This window comes from Luteitalea pratensis (assembly GCF_001618865.1).
Classification (GTDB): domain Bacteria; phylum Acidobacteriota; class Vicinamibacteria; order Vicinamibacterales; family Vicinamibacteraceae; genus Luteitalea; species Luteitalea pratensis.
In genome coordinates this window covers 4,204,745-4,221,582 of sequence record NZ_CP015136.1, presented here as the reverse complement: position 1 = coordinate 4,221,582, position 16,838 = coordinate 4,204,745, and the positions used below count along the sequence as shown (strand labels likewise).

The following is a 16,838-nucleotide window of genomic DNA, read 5'->3' as shown; positions in this document are numbered from 1 at the left end:
CCGGTACACCGCACCAGGCCACCCGCATTGCGTCATGGACACCGACTGGGGGCACGTGTGACGCCATTTCGGCGTAGGCTTGTGCCGACATGCCCAGACAAGTGGCCGTCCGGGCCGAGAGCGATCATCTCTCGGCCCTGCTGTCGCTCGGTCCTGTGCTCAGCGCGGCCCCGAACCTGAAAACGGCCCTGGCCCGCGCTCTCGAGCACGTGGCCGAGGCCGTATCCGCACGCAGCGGACTCATCGCCCTCCGTGAGGGCGACACGCCCGAACTGTCGGTCGCGGCGGCGACCGGCATCTCCTGGCAGACGGCCCAGCGCGTCCGTTACAAGGTCGGCGAGGGCATCATCGGGCGCGTCGTCGAGACCGGCAAACCCGTCGTCGTGCCACGGGCCAGCCAGGAACCCCTGTTCCTCAATCGCACCGGCATTCACAAGGCGGCTGCCGCGGGCGAGGACACCACGTTCGTGTGCGTCCCGATCTGCGCGGCGGGGGCCTGTGTCGGTGCGGTTGGACTCGCCAGGCCGCACCGCCCGGACGCGGCGGACATGGAACGCCTGCTGCAGTTTCTCGGTGTCGTCGCTTCCCTGCTCGGGTATGCCGTCCGTGTGCACTCGCTGCAACAGGCCGAGCGGCAGCAACTGGTGGCCGAGAACGCGCAACTGCGCGAGGAATTGCGCGAACGCTACGATTTTCGCAACATCGTTGGCAGCAGTCGTCCCATGCAGGCGTTGTACGGGCAGGTGACGCAGGTCGCGCGCAGCCAGACGACGGTGCTGATCCGCGGCGAATCGGGCAGCGGCAAGGAACTCATCGCGCACGCGATTCATTACCACTCGACCCGGGCCAGCAAGCCGTTCATAAAGGTCAATTGCGGCGCGCTGCCCGAGGGGCTGGTCGAGTCGGAGCTGTTTGGCCATGAGGCCGGCGCCTTCACCGACGCGCGTACCGCGCGCAAGGGCCGTTTCGAGCTTGCGCACGGCGGCACGCTGTTCCTCGACGAGGTCGGTGAGTTGTCGCTCGGGACCCAGGTCAAGCTGCTGCGGGTCCTGCAGGAACGCGAGTTCGAGCGCCTCGGCGGCACGCAGACGCTGCGCGTCAACGTCCGGCTCATCGCGGCGACCAACCGGAATCTCGAGGACGCCGTCCGCGAGCGCACGTTTCGAGAGGACCTCTACTACCGCCTCAACGTGTTCTCGTTGTTCCTGCCGCCCCTGCGCGACCGCAAGCCGGACATCCTGCTGCTGGCCGATCATTTCGTCGAGAAGTACGCCGCTGCGCACGGCAGGGATGTCCGACGCCTTGCCACGACGGCCATCGACATGCTCATGAGCTATCACTGGCCGGGCAACGTGCGTGAACTCGAGAACTGCATCGAACGTGCGGTCCTCGTGGCGGCCGGTGGCGTGATCCACGGCCATGACCTGCCTCCGAGCCTGCAGACCGCGGAGGTCTCCGGCACCCTGCCCCGCATCTCGCTCGCCTCGGCCACGTCGGCCCTGGAAATGGACCTGATCCAGGACGCGCTGAAGACCTCGAGTGGCAACCTCGCGCGGACCGCGCGCCTGCTCGACACCACCGAGCGCATCATCGCGTACAAGGTGAAGAAACTTGGGATTGACCTCCGGCGCTTCCGCCGCGAGTAACGACGTTTTTGTTCGATCTCACCTGATACCCGACAGGAATGTCGGATCTTGAATCTCCCCCACAATCGGTAGCCGCTCGTAAGCTTCGCGATATCAACAGGTTGTGGATGGCACACAGTCTGCGCATGAGCGGTGAGCACCGTTCTTGCTAGCTATTCGTGCGAGCGGACACGACACGCGCGGGGCACGAGGTCCCGCCTGGCCCGTCGTCTCCGTCCGGAGGATCGATGAACAACGCAGATGTGGCGTGGATGCTGATGTCCACGGCGCTCGTGCTGCTGATGACCCCCGCCCTTGCCTTCTTCTATGGCGGGCTCGTCAGGTCCAAGAACGCGCTCAACACGATGATGATGAGTTTCATCTCGCTGGGCTTCGCGGGCGTGGCCTGGGCCCTGTTGGGGTACTCGCTGGCGTTCGCCCCCGGCACATCGCTCGTGGGCAGCCTGAACTTCAGCCTGCTTCGGGGCGTGACACTGGACCCGCAGGGCACGATTCCCCATGTGCTGTTCATGGCGTTCCAGGGCACCTTCGCGGTGATCACGGCGGCGCTGATCTCTGGCGCGATCGTCGAGCGCATGCGCTTTGGCGCCTACATCACGTTCATCACGCTGTGGGTCATCGCGGTCTATGCGCCGATCGCACATTGGGTCTGGGGCGGCGGCTGGCTGGCGACGATGGGCGCACTGGACTTCGCCGGCGGCACCGTCGTGCACGTCAACGCGGCCGCGGCGGCGCTGGTCGCCTCGATCGTGATCGGGCCCCGCATCGACCATGGCCGGCAGGCGATGCTTCCCCACAACGTCCCGTTCGTGCTGCTCGGCGCGGGTGTGCTCTGGTTCGGCTGGTTCGGCTTCAACGCGGGCAGTGCGCTCGCCGCTAACGGCATCGCCGGTCTGGCGTTTGCCAACACCATGCTCGCGCCGATGGGCACGCTCGTCGTGTGGACGTTGCTCGACGTGGTTCGTACGGGACGCGTGACGGCGGTCGGTGGTGCGACGGCGATCGTGGTCGGCCTGGTCGCAATCACGCCGGCGGCTGGCTTCATCAGCCCGATGTCGTCGATCTTCCTCGGGAGCATTGCCGCGTTCCCGAGCTACTTCGCGATCATCTTCCGGAGCCGGACGCGGCTGGACGACTCGCTCGACGTGGTCGCCGCGCACGGCGTCGGCGGCACCGTTGGCGCGCTGCTGACGGGCGTCTTTGCCGACAAGGTGTGGAGTGGTGGCGGTAACGGCCTGATCGGCGGCAACGCCGGCCAGATCGGCATCCAGGCGCTGGGCATCGCTGCTGCCCTCTTCTACAGCGGTGCGATGACGTTCATCCTGTTGAAGCTGATCGGCCTGGTCCTGCCGCTCCGCGCCACCACGCGCAACGAGGCGTTGGGCCTCGACGTCACCGATCACGGCGAGGAAGCCTACGCCGAAGGCGATGGCGCCATCCTCATCGGGCCCGAACTGGTCCAGAGCATCTTGGCCGCCCCGGCGGTATCGACGGAAAGGGGTCGCGCATGAAGATGGTCGTCGCAATCGTCAGGCCGGAGAAGGTCAATTCCGTCCTCGAAGCGCTGTTCCGCGTACAGGTGCGTGGGCTCACGATCAGCCGTGTCCAGGGACACGGCGGCGAGACCGAGCACGTCGAGAACTACCGTGGCACGACGGTCAAGATGGCGCTGTCGGAGAAGGTGCGCCTCGAGATCGGCGTCAGCGACGGCTTCGTCGAGACCACGGTCAATGCCATCATCGACTCGGCGCGCACGGGAGAGGTGGGCGACGGCAAGATCTTCGTCATGCCGGTCGAGAGCGTGATCCGCATCCGCACCAGTGAGCGCGATACCGACGCGGTGACACCGGTCATGCCGGCAACGCGCTAGCAACCAGACAATGCTGGAATGCTGAAAATGCTGGAATGTCGAGTGCAAGGGGTCGACATTGCAGCATTCCAGCATTCCAGCATTAATCCGAGTGGTGAACGCCGCAGCGTTCACCACTCGCTGTATGGCGTGCCCTGCATCGACATCCGCTCCGATCCACTGCGGACGTTGTAGACCCCGGGCTCCGCGGTGGGGTTGTTCGCGTCGGGATCGGCGGGAATCTCCTGCCACGTGGACGCGGACTTCGTGAAGGGATCCTGGGGCAGCGTCCGCAGGTAGCCGTCGCTCACGAGGGACTCCAGCGTCGACGGGTACTTGTTCTTGTCGGCGTAGTACTGGTCGATCGCGTCCCGCATGCGGAACAGGTCTTCGCGCAGCACGGCTTCCTGTGCCAGCGTCACCGAGTTGCGATAACTCGCCATCGCCATCCCGGCGAGGACGACGATCAGGGCCATCACCACCATCAACTCGAGAAGCGTGAAGCCCCGCCTTCGCCTCGCAAGGCTCGTGAGCTCGGCTTCGGCGCGGCAGACCGGGTCTTGCCGAGCGCGTGACGTGTCCTGGCGGTTCATTTCACCACTCGCTGTACCGAATGCCATCGAGTCCAGTCCCGCCCGCTGTCGAGTACACGTCGAACACATTCTGCCCGCCCCAGGACGTCGACTCGGGACGATCCTGGTACGAGCGCAGGCCCCACTCGGCCTCGCCGGTCATCGGGTCGGTCGGAATGCGGCGCAGGAAGCGCAACCTGGTCTGCGTCGCGTCGCCGGCCTTGGTGGCGCCCTTGACCAGCGTCTCGAGGTCCGGGGGGTAGCCCATGTCGTCGGGCTCGAGCTCGAGGTTGGAGATCTGCTGCAGGTCGGCGGCGTCCTTGTAGTGATCGATCGCGGTGCGCATTTCCCTGAGCGCCCGGCGCAGTTCCACTTCCTTCTGGCGCTGGATCCCCACCTTGCTGAGCGGCAGGACCGCGGTGGCCAGCACCAGGATGATGGCGGCCACCACGATCAGCTCCACGAACGAGTAACCGCCCTCGCGCGGCAACACGCGGCGCACCACGCGCAGCGCCTCGCCCGTGATGGTCATCGGACGGTCACGGCCGCAGACACGAGCTGCAGGCCGAGGCTCCCCTGCTCCGGGGTGGACGCGACCCCGGTCGGCGTGATGGTCGACTGGCCTGGCGCGATGGCCTCGAAGACCAGGGTGGCGAGCAATCCGGTGCCGGTGGCGCCCACCTGGTCACCCGGACGCAGTGCCGTCAGGTCGACGCGGCCGACACCTGGATCGATCTGGTGCGTGAACGTCGGCGTCACCCCACCCTGCGCGAGGAACGTGCCCGGCTGCACCGATCGCACCCGCAACACCGACGGGTTGTAGGTGATCGACAGGCTGACCGTCGACAGCCGCTGGGCGCCAGCGACGGTGATCGGCACCGTGTAGGGACCACCGCCGACGGCGAACTCCGGCCCCGGTGTGGTCACCGCAAGACGTGCGGTGGCCAAGGGCGCCGGCCCGGGTGGCGGTGGTGGTGTCGTCGGCGCCGTCGCCGGCGGCTGCGCGTTCGGGTCCGGTGCGACGGGCACCACCTGCTGGCCGCCGGCCGGCGGAGGCGGCAACGGGGCGGTAGGCAGGACGGCCGGACGGTCAGTGACCGGGCCGGTCTGCGGCTGCGGCGGGAGCGTGCCCACCGGCTGCGCCAGCGGTGTCGGCGCGCCTGGCCCCGCGGGCGCCGCAGCCGGCGGCGCGGCACCTGGGGCCGGCTCTGGCGGGGCGGGCTCAGTGGCGATCAGGGGCGGCGCGCCGGTCAACCCGAGGTTCTGCTGGCTGCCGATGTAGATCGGGTCCAGGTTCTCCTGCGTGACTTCGGACGAACGCACCAGGCGCGGGGTCAGCAGGAACACGATGTCGGTCTGCTGGATCTGATCGACCGTGTTACCGAAGATACGGCGCAGGATCGGCGTGTGCAGCAGGCCGGGGAACCCGGTCAGGGCCCGGCGCTGGTCCTCGCGCAGCAGGCCGGCGAGCATCAGCGACTCGCTTTCCCGCATGCGGATGAACGACGTCACGCGACGTGTCCCGAACGTCGGCAGGCTCTGCCCGGCGATGTCGATGTTGGCGCCGAGATTGCTGCTCTCCACCTCGAGTTCGGTGACGATCTCGCCTTCCAGCGTGACCCGCGGCTTGTTCAACTTGATCTTGATGCCGACGGTGCGGTAGTTGAACTGGTTGATCGGGATCGTGGTGAGCCCGCCGCCGCCGAGGCCGCCGAAGGTGGTGCTCGGCACCGGGATCTCGTCGCCGAGATCGAGCGTGATCACCTGGCCTTCCGTGCCCCGCAGTTGTGGCTTGGCGATGATCTTGTTGTTGCTGTCGGTGGCGAGGAAATTGACCACTGCCTGCGGCACCGTGAGATAGAAGTCGGCGGCGCTGATGCCGCGCGTGATGGTGTTCAGGTTGAAGGGCGGCTGCCCACCTTCACCTGTGTTCGGCGGCTGCTCGGGCGAGAAGATCGCGCCCACGGCGTACTGCGACAGGTTCAGCCCCACTTCCTTGGCCCGCACCCTGTTGACTTCGATGATCTCGACGTCGACGACGAGCTCGGCGCGCGGCTTGTCGTTGTTGCGGATCACCTGGTCGATGATGTTCATGACCCGATCCGAGGCGCGCACCGTCAGGCTGTTCTGGGTCTTGTTCGCGAGCACGCGCGGCTGCACGGGCAGGCCAGGTAACTGAAGGATCTGCTGCACCGTCTGCACCAGTTCCGCCGCGTCCGCGTGCGACAGGTAGAAGGTGCGGATGACCTGTTCCTCGTACGCCGTGCGCTTGGGCGGCGTATCGGGGATCACCATGATCGTGCGCGGGTTCATTACCTTATAGAAGGTGCCCGACGCCGTCATCACCTGCGCCAGGCCTTCCTCGAGCGAGAGGCCGGTGAGGTCCACCGTGATCATGGCCGGCCGGAACGTCGATTCGAAGGTCACGTTGATGCCCGTCGCCTTGCCGATGAAAGTCAGCACGTCCTGCGACGAGGAGTTGACCAGGCGGAATTCCAGCGGCTCCCGCGACGCGGGATTGAGCAGCGGCGTCGCCGACCGCTGGCGGGCGGTCTCGCGCATTGACTCAATCGCCGGCCGCGGCCGTGCCGCCTCGGCGCGCTCGCGCAGTTCCTTGTCGATCTCGGCCGCGCGCAGCATCGAGTTGCGATTGGACGGGTCGTACTCGTAGACCTTGCGGTACTCGAGGACGGCCAACTCGAGGTCGCCCTTCTCGTCGGCTTCGCGCGCCGCCTTGAGGTGCGCGAGTGACGCGGTGCTCATGGCCTGCTGCAGCGCGCCCTTGTAGTCGGTACGGTCGGGATGTTCCTGGAGCGCGTCCCTGAAGTTGGCGACGGCGACGTCGTATTCACCCTGCAGATATGCATCCTTGCCGCGGTTGTACGCGCCCGAGGTGGCGCATGCGGCCGCGCCGAGGCACAGCACTCCCAGCAGGGCCACCAGGGCTCCGGTTCGGCCGATTGGCATTGGCTTGCGCACCCGTAATCGCACGTTCACCCGTTTGCTCGCCGGTCAGCCGGTCAAGCGGACCGTCTGCCGCCCACGCCCGTCGACGTATTCGATTTGCAGCGATTCCTCGCCGATGGACACGATACGCCACCGTCCATCGACGATCTCTCCCGCGCGGCCATAGTAGACGTTCTTGCCATCGCTCAGGATGGCGACCTTGCCGACGTCCCGTCGTGACACGATGCCGATGAACTTCACCACAATCGGCGGTGGCCCCGGAGGCGGCGGTGGCGGCCCCGGGTTTACCGGAGCGGGCGGCGGCGTCGGGGCGACCGGTCGTGACGCCCCCGACTCGGCGCTACCCGAGGCCGCAGCCGACCGGAAGGGGTCACGGCCCGCTGCCTCCGGCGCCGGCCGCTCCGTTTTCAGGCGATCCAGTCCGACGCCGCGGGCCAGCACCTGGGCCGGCGTCTCGGCCGATGCGCCTCCCGTACGCCCAGGCTGTGCCACCGGTCGCGTGGCCCTGGCTGCCGCGGGCGCTCCGGCCGGCCCTGCCCCAGCGAACTGCCACCACGCCACCACCAGGAGCAGCGCGAGAAGGCCGAGCAGGAGCGCGAGTTGCCGGCGCGTCTCAGCTGCCATCGCTCGCCTTGAAGTACGTCGATAGGGTCAGCGCGGCCTCGAGCGGCTCCTTCGGGTCATCGCCCTGAGCGACGCCGACGTCACGCACCACGATGAAGTCCGGTCCGGTCTCCAGCTTGTAGAGGAACAGCCGCAGGTTCCGGTAACTTCCAAACACGCTCAGCTTCAGCGTGGCGCGGGTCAGCACCGCGTCCTTCTCGGGCTCCTCCTGGGCAAAGGCCCGGCGGTCGTACGAGAGGTCGGCCTCGCGCATCAACTGCGCCAGCCGCACGAGCGTGACCTGGCGCGCGGCGGGCTGACTCGCCGGCAGGACCTGCGTGTAGAACCGCTGCAGGTCGGACACCGCCTGCACGCTGCCGGCCGTCGTCTGTCGCGCGTCGTGCAATTCGCGAGTGGCTGTGGTCACCGCCAGGGACGCGGTCGTGGCGCGCTGGGTCAGCGTGCGCACGCGTGCACGAATCGGCCCCACGACGAGCGCCAGGCCGATGAAGTTCGCAATCGCGAGCAAGGCGAGCACCGACACCAGCAGGCGCCGGTCCGCGAGGATGCGGGCAGTCGGCACCATGTCAGTCCCCCCCCGCGCGTGCCGACGCTGCCGGCGTCTGGGCGGGCGTCACTGGTGCCGTCGCGCCCGCGGCCGGCTGCGACCCGGGGCCGAGATACTCTCCCTCGCACACGACGTTGTAGCTCCCGTCCTCGAGTCCCTGTTCTTCCACCGACCGCAGTCGCGCAAACGCGCCCGCGGCTTCCAGGCGGTCCAGGAACAGGCCCACCGGCTCCACCCGTGGCGTGTTCACCGTGAACCGCACGATCAGCACGCCGCGATCGTTGGCGGGGGTCACCGAACGCAGGCGGACCTCGCTGGGGATCGTGCGCTCGAAGACGTTGAACAGCGCCGTCCACGAGAACGTGCGCTGGTCGATGACGGCATTGGCTTCGCGCGTCGCTTTCACCGTCGACTCGAGCAGTTGCGCGTCGACGCGGCTGCGCACCTGCTGGGCCTCGCGTCGCAGCCCGGCGGCACGCGATTCGTCGCGCCCGATCCTCGCCGACAGCTCGCCCTGCTGTCGGGTCAGGACGACGAACTGCCAGACGGTGAACAGCGACAGCAGGCCCAGGACGACGGCCAGGCCGCCGAGCAGCGCCTGCACGGCGCGCTCGTTGTAGAACGGGCGGGTCGAGAGATTGCCACGCAGCATCAGGCGCTCCGCTCCCGCAGCACGATCCCCGCCGGCGCGGCAATCTGGCCGACCAGGGGCTCGCTCGCCGAGACGCGATCACCGAACGTGGCAATGCCGTCGAGCGACAGCGGCACGATCGGCGCATCGAACAGCGTGCCGAGATTGCGTGACAACCCGTCCCGGTCGGGCACGTCCAGCCCGGCGACGAGCAACACCCGCGCGAAGCCCTGGCCGTTGAGCCGGTCCTCGTAGAACATGCGCGTCTGGTGGACCACGTCGGCCACCGGTTCGGTGGCGTCGTTCTGGCGCGTGCGGAAGAAGATCAGCGCGCCGTTGCGCAGCAGCGCAATCGACGCGTACCCGGGCGTGACGTGCACGAGCAGGCTGTCACCCGGAAGTCCGGCACCCGATGGCCCGCCAAGCAGCGCAAGATTGACGATGTTGAAGGTCGCCAGGTCGATGGTGCCCGCGTGCAGGCCCGCGGCCGTGCAGACGGCTTCGTATTCCTGCACGATCTCGCGGCGCATCGCGGTGACGACCAGGATGGTGCTGGCTTCCTGCTGCCCGCCGCGCGACCAGGTCACCTGCGCGTCCTCGACCGGGAACGGCACCGTCTTGCGCAATTGCAGCCGCACCAGTTGCTCGAGATCGCGGATGTTGGCCGGGATCTGATCGAAGGGCAGCAGCGAGACCTTGGCTGCGGTGTCCGGGATAGCCAGGGCGACGTGCCGCGGCCGGCCGCCGATCTGATCGACGAGGCCGCGTAGCGCCGAGACGACGACGTCGCGCTGCAGGATGTTGGCCGACGTCAGCGAGGGAACCACGGCGCCGGGCGGAAGCGCCGTCGACGCCACCGCGCGCACGAGTGGCGTCGGGGCATCGCGGTCCACCAGGACAGCGGTGACGCGCTGGGCGTCGAGCTGGAGCCCCAGCGTGGGCGGGGGCGTCTGAAGCCAGGCAGGAAGCGGCGACATGCTAGTCGACGAAGGTGACCTTGTTGATCTCGCGCAACGTGGTCTCGCCCGAGAGGACACGGGACACCGCCGATTCCCGCAGGAACCGCATCCCCTCTTCGCGCACCGCGCGCTTGATCTCGGAGTTGGGCCGGCGCGCCAGAATCATGTCACGGATGGTGTCCGACAGGTCGAGCAGTTCGCAGATGGCCATGCGCCCGCGGTAGCCCGATCCGCTGCACTCCAGGCAGCCCGCGCCTTCGTAGAACACGTGCGTATGGGCGAGCGATGGATCCATGGCCGCTTCCCGTAACTGCGCCTCGGTGACCGTCATGGGGCGCTTGCAGTCCTCGCAGATCTTGCGTACCAGCCGCTGCGCGAGGACGCAGTTCAGCGCCGACACGAACTGGTAGGCCTCCACGCCCATGTTGAGGAAGCGCCCGAGCACGTCGAGCACGTTGTTGGCGTGGACGGTCGTGAACACCAGGTGCCCGGTCAGCGCCGAGTTGATGGCGATCTGCGCGGTCTCGGCGTCGCGGATCTCGCCGACCATGATCTTGTCCGGGTCGTGGCGCAGGATGCTGCGCAAGCCACGCGCGAACGTCAGGCCCTTCTTCTCGTTGATCGGGATCTGGACGATGCCCTTCAACTGGTATTCGACCGGATCTTCGATGGTGACGATCTTGTCCTCGATCGACTTGATCTCGGAGAGCGCCGCGTAGAGTGTCGTCGTCTTGCCCGAGCCGGTGGGGCCGGTGACGAGCACCATGCCGTAGGGCTCGCGGATGTACTTGCGGAAGCGCCGCAATTCCTCGTCCGGGAACCCCAAAATGTCGAGGCGGAGCTCGCGGAACTGCTCACTGATCGATTCCTTGTCGAGGATGCGGATGACCGCGTCCTCGCCGTGCGCACTCGGCATCACCGAGACGCGGAAGTCGATTGTCTTGCCGCGCATGCGCAGCTTGAAGCGGCCGTCCTGGGGCACGCGCTTCTCGGCGATGTCGAGTTCGGCCATCACCTTGATGCGCGAGATGATCGGGCCCGCGAATCGCTTGTCGATCGGCCGCATCGCCGGCTGCAGCACGCCGTCGATGCGGTACTTCACGACCACCGCATCGTCCTGTGTCTCGATGTGGATGTCGCTGGCGCGCCGCTGCAGCGCGGCAAAGATGGTCGAGTCGATCAGCTTGATGATCGGGCTGATGTCGCTCGTGAGCTTCTCGACCGAGAGCGACTCCTCGCCGGTGTCGTCCTCCTTGAGCAGTTGCAGCTGGAAGCTCTCGGTGGCGTCCTCGAGCACCCGCTGGCTGCTCTCGGACTTCTTGAGCATCGCCTGGATGGCCGAGGCCGGGCCGACGGTCACCTTCAGCCGCGTGCCGAGCAACTGCTGCAACTCGTCGATCATCAGCAGGTCGGTCGGGTCCGACACGACGATGACGAGCGCGTCGCCGTCGCGGCGATGCGGTACGAAGCCGTACCGCAGCATCACGTCGGCCGGGATCGAGCGGAAGAGCTCGTTGTCGAGATGGAACGCGTCCATGTCGACGAACTCGAGCCGATAGCGCTCGGCCAGGTGTCGCGCCTGCTCGCGCTCCTGCGCGGGCGTGGCCCGATGGCCCTCCGGCGTCGGCAGCTCGGGCATGGGCAAAGCCGACGGATCGGGACTGGACGACGGGGTCAGTGTGCTCACGCGTTGCTCCGGGGCGGCCATGTTCTCAGCTCAGTGCCGATGACAGCTGGAAGACCGGCAGGTAGAGGGCGATGAGCAGGGCGGCGATGACGATCCCCATGACGACCAGCAGGATTGGCTCGATCAGCAACAGGAATCGGCCCAGCTTGGTTTCGATGTCCTCGTCGTAGAAGTCGGCGATGGCGTTGAGCATGTCCTGCAGCGCGCCCGTTGCCTCCCCCACCTCCACCATCTTCACTGAGACGTCAGGAAACTCGCCCTTGGCGGCCATTGCTGCCGACAGGGGCTGGCCTTCGCGTACCTGTCGCGTGATGTCGGCCATCTGCGCGGCGATGTGTCGGTTGGAGACGGAGCGGCTGGCCACATCGAGCGCTGTCACCAGCGGGATGCCACCGCCAAGGAGCGTGGCCAGCGTCCGCGCCAGCTGCGAAGTCGCGAACTGGCGGGCGATGGTCCCGATCCCGGGCAGGCCAAGCACCAGACGATCGAGGCGTCGCCGCTGTTCGGGCTGTCGCAGTGCCCACCTGGCCCCGATGACGAGGCCCGCCATCGCGAGCGCGATCAGCAGGATCTGTCCGCGGATGGTCGCCGACACCGCCACGATGACGCGGGTGGCCAACGGCAACTGCGCGTTGAAGCCCTTGTAGAACTCGTTGAACTCCGGCACCACGCGCACGACGATGATCGCCACGACCGCGAACGAGAGCAGCGTCAGGACCGCTGGGTAGACGAGAGCCGAAACGACGCGCCGCTGCACGGCGCTGATGACCTGCACGTAGGAGACGTATCGCCGCAGTACCTGCTCGAGGCTGCCGCTGCGCTCGCCGGCCATCAGCGAGGCCGTGTAGATCGGTGTCACGTGCCGCGGATGCGCCTCGAACGCGTCCGAGAGCGCGGTTCCGGACCGCACCTTGTCGTACACGTCATCGAGCACCGCCTTGAAGACCGGATTGGGGACGTTGCGACGCAGGATTTCGAGCGACTGCACCAGCGGCATGCCCGCCTTGAGCAATGTCGCCAATTCCTGGTTGAAGACGAGGAACTCGTGCTGCTTGATCCGCCCGCCCCGGGCGCGAGTGAGGCCGGCGAAGCCCCTGTGCGCGGCGCGGAGGTCGAGGACGTACAGGCCCTTCTCTTCGAGCTCGCGGCGCAGCGCCGCCTCACTATCGGCGACGAAGGTGCCCTCGGACACCTGACCGGTCGCGGTGGCGAGTCGACAGCGGAACTCCATGAATCAGGAGACTCCAGCCAGCTGGAGGACCTGCCGCACGTAGGACTGCGTCTCGCGGAACGGCGGTACCCCGCCGAAGCGCCGTACGGCGCCCGCGCCCGCGTTGTAGGCGGCGACGGCCAGCTGGACGTCGAAGCGATCGAGCAATTGACGGAGGTGGCGGACGCCGGCATCGATGTTGGTCGCCGGGTCGAACGGGTTGCGGACCTGGAGCTCGCGCGCCGTCGCCGGCATGAGCTGCATCAGGCCCATCGCGCCCTTGCGCGAACGCGCGCGCGCCTGGAACCTGGACTCCACGGTGATGACGGCGTGAACCAGCCTCGGGTCGACCTGATGACGAAGCGCGGCGGCCTCGATCAGGGGCAGATAAGGCCGGCTCTCAGTCCCCGCCATCTGTGCCAGGGTCAAACGCTGTCGCGCCGGAGCGGCCACTGAAGCTGCGGCGGTGAGGTCCTCTGGCTCGGGATAGGGCACTTCGTCGGGCGCCACAGTCTTGAGCAGGGTGACGTTGCACTCGACTTCCCCACCGCCGCGCAACGCCAGGACGGCCGTCTCGCCGTCGATCCGGACGCTCCGTACCGACAAGGTGCGTCCCGTCGTCAACGTGACCAGTTCAGCCGACGCACGGCCCGGCAGGAGCAGCACGATTCCCCCCAGCGCGAGGGCGGCGAATGGACGGAGAAGCACGGGACGCCAGTGTAGCAGGGACTACAGCCGGGCCTGCGGAAGCTAGGCCGGGGATATCCGAACCCGGTCCCCGGCGCCCGCAGACCCGAACGCAGAACGCCGAACGCCGACTTGTCGCGCCCAGGTCTTGACGAAGGCCGAACGCGGCAGGCTCTGCGACGGCCGATGGCCGAATGCCGAAACCTGTAGGGCCGGCTCGGCGAGCCGGCCCTACACTGCACTACTTCGGCTCGATGAAGGCGTGGAACACGCGGATGCCCAACTCGCGCGGGTCCGACGACTTGGCCGCTGGCGTCTGCGCCGGCACGAACGCCTGGTTCACCTCGATGATGAGGTCCACGTTCTCGGCGTCGCCGAACTGCGTCGCGGCGATGGGCACGCGGCGGATGACTTCCTCATTGGTGGTCAACGCGGAGGTGTCGAGCACCTGGCCGCCGATGCTGACGCTGACCGTCTGGCCCGGCACGAGGTCGGGACGGCCGTCGAAATGGAGGAAGAATGTGGCGTCGCGGCGCGGGTTGCGCAAGGCGAGCGTGGCGACCTTCTTGGTCCACTGCCACTCCACCTGGGCGTTTTCAGCGGCCACTTCCGCATTTTGCCAGCCGTCCTTGAACTGGATGAAGACGTTGTCGGAGGCGGGCAGCAACTCGAGGGTCCCTGCCTTGTAGGCGCGCTGGCCGTCGTTCTCACCGCCGAGCGGCAGGCGGACGCCGGTCTCCGGGTCGTACAGGCCGACGCGGATGGTGGCTTGCCCCATGTACGGATACTGGGGCACGAACATCGTCCGGGAATACTCGATGTGCTGCCCGGGCTTCCACTCCTTGGTGGAGGTCGGCGGGAAGTGATCGTCGGTCCACATCAGCTGATCGTCGGAATCGAGGAAATGCACCAGTACCCGGTATTCCTTGTCGAACGCCGGCGCGTTGGCTGCGACCACGAAGCGATAGGTCAGGTCGAGCGGACTGCCGAGCGGGGCCTTGGCGCGGCTCGACGAGAACGTCGCCGTCGCCACGGGCGGTTGGGTATCTTCCTTCTTCTTGCATCCAGCCAGGGCCGACACGGCCAGGGCCACGACTACGCAGGCGGCTAGGGGTTTCACGCCGGAGTGCTCCTCGGATCGGACAGGGGGATAGCCACGACGACCTGGTCGCGGCAAACGCACAAGGGTAAACCGTTGCGGGCCCCGGAGCAACATGCTAGAGTCCGCTCGATTTCATGGGAGACGCCCTCGGACTCATCGAAACGCGCGGCCTCATCGGCGCCATCGAAGCGGCTGACGCGATGGTGAAGACGGCGAACGTCCAGCTGATAGGCAAGGAATACATCGGGGCGGGCTACGTCACCGTCATGGCGCGCGGCGATGTCGGCGCCATCAAGGCCGCCACCGACGCCGGTGCCGCCGCGGCCCGCCGTGTCGGTGAACTCATCTCGGTGCACGTCATTCCCCGGCCGCACGCCGAAGTCGAGCGGATCCTCCCGAAGCTCGCCGCGGCGCCGGCCCCGGCCGGCAAGTAGCCTTTCCAGGCGTTGCCGCCCCCGCCGGGTCTGGCGGGCCGGACGCGCCCCAGTCGCATGGCCGACGTCCCAGCCGCCAAGCCGCACTCGGATCGCGATCTCGCCTCGATGGCCGAGGCCCGCACGCTCGCGCGCGCGGCCCGCGTCGCCCAGGCCCAACTCGCTGAACTCCCACAGGACCGCATCGACGCCATCGTCGACGCGATGGCTGCCGCGGTGCGGCAGGAAGTCGATGCGCTGGCTCGCCTGGCCTGCGAGGAAACCGGCTTTGGCGTCTACGCCGACAAGATCATCAAGAACCGGTTTGCCGCCGAACAGGTCCACGAGTTCATCCGCCCGATGCGGACGGTCGGAGTCCTGCGCCGCGACGAGACGCGCAAGATCATCGAGATCGCCGAGCCATTCGGCGTCGTCGCGGCCATCGTCCCGTCCACGAACCCGACCTCGACGGCGATCTACAAGATCCTGATTGCCCTCAAGGCGCGGTGCGCCATCGTCATCAGCCCGCACCCGTCCGCGGCCCGCTGCATCAGCCGGACCGCGGAGATCATGGCCGCCGCGGCCGCCCGTGCCGGGGCGCCGGCCGACGTCATCGGCTGGATGTCGGTCGTCACGCTCGAGGGCACGCAGGAATTGATGCGGCAACGCGAGGTGGCGGTGATCCTGGCCACCGGAGGCCTGGGGCTCGTGCGTGCCGCCTACTCCGCCGGCAAGCCGGCTTATGGCGTGGGCCCGGGCAACGCACCGTGCTACGTGCACCAGTCAGCGAACGTCGCCAAGGCAGCGCAGGACATCATCCTCGGCAAGTCGTTCGACAACGGACTGCTCTGCTCGTCGCCGAATTCGATCGTGGCCGACAAGGCGATCGATGGGGCCCTGAAAGCGGCCCTCACATCGAGCGGTGGCCACTTCCTGACGACCGCCGAGGCCCAGAAACTCGCAGCCGTGCTCGTCACGCCGCAGCGACTTCCCAACCCGGTCCTGGTCGGCAGGACCGCGATCCAGATCGCCGAAATCGTCGGGATCGCCGTCCCCCCAGGCACGCGGGCCCTGATCGCGGTGCTCGAAGGGGTCGGTCGCGACCATCCGCTCTCGATCGAGAAGCTCTGCCCCGTCCTGTCCTACTTCGTCGTCGACGATTGGCGCGAGGGCTGCGAGCGCTGCAAGCAGGTGCTGCGCTACGGCGGCATGGGGCACACCATGTCGATCCACGCGACTGACGACGACGTGATCCTCGAGTTCGGGCTGCACAAGCCGGCCTTCCGGATCGTGGTGAACACGCCCACGACGCACGGCTCGGTCGGCCTCACCACGGGTCTCGACCCGGCCATGACGCTCGGCTGCGGCGGCCACGGCGGCAACATCACCTCCGACAACATCTCGCCACTGCACCTGCTCAACATCAAGCGGGTGGCCTACGAGCTCCGGCCGGCAGTCGCGCCCGCGCAGCGCTCTGTGGGCCAGCAGGCATCCATGACCGACAGCGGTTCCAGTCTCCGGCCCGTGGTGCCCGAACGGGTGCGCACGCTCGACGCGCCCACCCTGTCGGCCCGTATCGACACGTTCCTCGCCAGCCGAGGCATCGCGAAGGACGCGGCCCTCGTCGTTGGTAGGGACGGATCTCCGAGCCGTCCATCTCCACTTGTTCCCTCGCACCCCGGTGACGGCCCGCTCGGAGAGCGGGCGGCCCTTCCCATTCCTGTGGTCGAGGTGGAGAACGCCGGGCCACCTGTCGATTTCGTCTGCGAAGACGACGTCCGGCAGGCCCTGCGGGCAGGCCGGCGCATTCGTCTGGCAGCCCGGGCGATTGTCACCCCGGCGGCCCGGGAACTCGGCGACTCGAACGACCTGTTCGTGGGCGAGTAGCGGCCCGCAAGAACGTCACGCTGTCGTCTTGACCGGACTCCCCGGGGGGTGCTACCT

Annotated in this window: 16 protein-coding genes; 5 read left to right on the top strand and 11 right to left on the bottom strand. The window is 67.7% G+C overall.

Annotated features, from left to right (window positions below; all coding sequences use genetic code 11):
* Positions 1 to 89: 89 nt before the first annotated feature.
* The 3 genes from LuPra_RS17355 (at position 90) to LuPra_RS17345 (ending at position 3,516) form a co-directional block, all read left to right on the top strand.
* Positions 90 to 1,646 carry a sigma-54 interaction domain-containing protein gene (locus LuPra_RS17355; RefSeq protein WP_110171906.1) on the top strand — a complete coding sequence of 519 codons (1,557 nt, stop codon included), beginning with the start codon at positions 90 to 92 and terminating at the stop codon, positions 1,644 to 1,646.
* A 227-nt stretch (positions 1,647 to 1,873) separates the two neighbouring features.
* Entirely contained in the window at positions 1,874 to 3,157 is a 1,284-nt protein-coding gene (locus tag LuPra_RS17350) for an ammonium transporter (protein WP_110171905.1), read from the top strand.
* A complete protein-coding gene (locus LuPra_RS17345) occupies positions 3,154 to 3,516 on the top strand; it encodes a P-II family nitrogen regulator (RefSeq protein ID WP_110171904.1) in 363 nt (120 codons plus the stop codon). The genes LuPra_RS17350 and LuPra_RS17345 overlap by 4 nt, the downstream gene beginning before the upstream one ends.
* A 110-nt stretch (positions 3,517 to 3,626) precedes the next feature.
* On the opposite strand, the gene LuPra_RS17340 is transcribed toward LuPra_RS17345, so the two are convergent.
* The 11 genes from LuPra_RS17340 to LuPra_RS17290 form a co-directional block, all read right to left on the bottom strand.
* On the bottom strand, positions 3,627 to 4,088 hold the full coding sequence (locus LuPra_RS17340) for a type IV pilin protein (protein ID WP_110171903.1): 462 nt from the start codon (positions 4,086 to 4,088) through the stop codon (positions 3,627 to 3,629).
* Position 4,089: 1 nt separating this feature from the next.
* Positions 4,090 to 4,599, bottom strand: a complete 510-nt coding sequence (locus tag LuPra_RS17335) for a type II secretion system protein (protein WP_110171902.1) — start codon at positions 4,597 to 4,599, stop codon at positions 4,090 to 4,092.
* A complete protein-coding gene (locus LuPra_RS17330; RefSeq protein ID WP_110171901.1) occupies positions 4,596 to 7,034 on the bottom strand; it encodes a secretin N-terminal domain-containing protein in 2,439 nt (812 codons plus the stop codon). The genes LuPra_RS17335 and LuPra_RS17330 overlap by 4 nt, the downstream gene beginning before the upstream one ends.
* 45 nt (positions 7,035 to 7,079) lie before the next feature.
* Positions 7,080 to 7,658, bottom strand: a complete 579-nt coding sequence (locus LuPra_RS17325) for a hypothetical protein (protein WP_110171900.1) — start codon at positions 7,656 to 7,658, stop codon at positions 7,080 to 7,082.
* Positions 7,648 to 8,223 carry a GspMb/PilO family protein gene (locus tag LuPra_RS17320; RefSeq protein WP_110171899.1) on the bottom strand — a complete coding sequence of 192 codons (576 nt, stop codon included), beginning with the start codon at positions 8,221 to 8,223 and terminating at the stop codon, positions 7,648 to 7,650. The genes LuPra_RS17325 and LuPra_RS17320 overlap by 11 nt, the downstream gene beginning before the upstream one ends.
* Position 8,224: 1 nt before the next feature.
* Positions 8,225 to 8,857 (bottom strand): hypothetical protein, encoded by a 633-nt coding sequence (locus LuPra_RS17315; protein WP_110171898.1) that lies wholly within the window; start codon positions 8,855 to 8,857, stop codon positions 8,225 to 8,227.
* Entirely contained in the window at positions 8,857 to 9,813 is a 957-nt protein-coding gene (gene pilM / locus LuPra_RS17310) for a type IV pilus biogenesis protein PilM (RefSeq protein WP_110171897.1), read from the bottom strand. Before pilM ends, LuPra_RS17315 begins: the two co-directional genes overlap by 1 nt.
* Position 9,814: 1 nt before the next feature.
* The gene (locus LuPra_RS17305; RefSeq protein ID WP_110171896.1) at positions 9,815 to 11,434 is read right to left on the bottom strand and encodes a GspE/PulE family protein; all 1,620 of its coding nucleotides are present in this window, start codon (positions 11,432 to 11,434) and stop codon (positions 9,815 to 9,817) included.
* Positions 11,435 to 11,507: 73 nt separating this feature from the next.
* A complete protein-coding gene (locus tag LuPra_RS17300; RefSeq protein ID WP_110171895.1) occupies positions 11,508 to 12,713 on the bottom strand; it encodes a type II secretion system F family protein in 1,206 nt (401 codons plus the stop codon).
* Positions 12,714 to 12,716: 3 nt separating this feature from the next.
* Positions 12,717 to 13,400, bottom strand: a complete 684-nt coding sequence (locus LuPra_RS33315; protein WP_234800439.1) for a lytic transglycosylase domain-containing protein — start codon at positions 13,398 to 13,400, stop codon at positions 12,717 to 12,719.
* 220 nt (positions 13,401 to 13,620) lie between these two features.
* Complete coding sequence (locus LuPra_RS17290) at positions 13,621 to 14,499, bottom strand: hypothetical protein (protein WP_157899324.1); 879 nt, start codon at positions 14,497 to 14,499, stop codon at positions 13,621 to 13,623.
* A gap of 116 nt (positions 14,500 to 14,615) precedes the next feature.
* On the opposite strand from LuPra_RS17290, the gene LuPra_RS17285 reads away from it, so the two are divergent.
* Positions 14,616 to 14,915, top strand: coding sequence for a BMC domain-containing protein (locus LuPra_RS17285; RefSeq protein WP_110171893.1), 300 nt, complete (start codon positions 14,616 to 14,618; stop codon positions 14,913 to 14,915).
* Positions 14,916 to 14,972: 57 nt separating this feature from the next.
* Positions 14,973 to 16,781, top strand: a complete 1,809-nt coding sequence (locus tag LuPra_RS17280; RefSeq protein WP_110171892.1) for an aldehyde dehydrogenase family protein — start codon at positions 14,973 to 14,975, stop codon at positions 16,779 to 16,781.
* The last annotated feature ends 57 nt before the right edge of the window (positions 16,782 to 16,838 follow it).

Excerpts from the sequence above, each read along its gene's own strand:
- LuPra_RS17355 (WP_110171906.1), top strand. The coding sequence starts at position 90 with ATGCCCAGACAAGTGGCCGTCCGGGCCGAGAGCGATCATCTCTCGGCC.
- LuPra_RS17350 (WP_110171905.1), top strand. The coding sequence starts at position 1,874 with ATGAACAACGCAGATGTGGCGTGGATGCTGATGTCCACGGCGCTCGTG.
- LuPra_RS17345 (WP_110171904.1), top strand. The coding sequence starts at position 3,154 with ATGAAGATGGTCGTCGCAATCGTCAGGCCGGAGAAGGTCAATTCCGTC.
- LuPra_RS17340 (WP_110171903.1), bottom strand. The coding sequence starts at position 4,088 with ATGAACCGCCAGGACACGTCACGCGCTCGGCAAGACCCGGTCTGCCGC.
- LuPra_RS17335 (WP_110171902.1), bottom strand. The coding sequence starts at position 4,599 with ATGACCATCACGGGCGAGGCGCTGCGCGTGGTGCGCCGCGTGTTGCCG.
- LuPra_RS17330 (WP_110171901.1), bottom strand. The coding sequence starts at position 7,034 with ATGCCAATCGGCCGAACCGGAGCCCTGGTGGCCCTGCTGGGAGTGCTG.
- LuPra_RS17325 (WP_110171900.1), bottom strand. The coding sequence starts at position 7,658 with ATGGCAGCTGAGACGCGCCGGCAACTCGCGCTCCTGCTCGGCCTTCTC.
- LuPra_RS17320 (WP_110171899.1), bottom strand. The coding sequence starts at position 8,223 with ATGGTGCCGACTGCCCGCATCCTCGCGGACCGGCGCCTGCTGGTGTCG.
- LuPra_RS17315 (WP_110171898.1), bottom strand. The coding sequence starts at position 8,857 with ATGCTGCGTGGCAATCTCTCGACCCGCCCGTTCTACAACGAGCGCGCC.
- pilM (WP_110171897.1), bottom strand. The coding sequence starts at position 9,813 with ATGTCGCCGCTTCCTGCCTGGCTTCAGACGCCCCCGCCCACGCTGGGG.
- LuPra_RS17305 (WP_110171896.1), bottom strand. The coding sequence starts at position 11,434 with ATGCCCGAGCTGCCGACGCCGGAGGGCCATCGGGCCACGCCCGCGCAG.
- LuPra_RS17300 (WP_110171895.1), bottom strand. The coding sequence starts at position 12,713 with ATGGAGTTCCGCTGTCGACTCGCCACCGCGACCGGTCAGGTGTCCGAG.
- LuPra_RS17285 (WP_110171893.1), top strand. The coding sequence starts at position 14,616 with ATGGGAGACGCCCTCGGACTCATCGAAACGCGCGGCCTCATCGGCGCC.
- LuPra_RS17280 (WP_110171892.1), top strand. The coding sequence starts at position 14,973 with ATGGCCGACGTCCCAGCCGCCAAGCCGCACTCGGATCGCGATCTCGCC.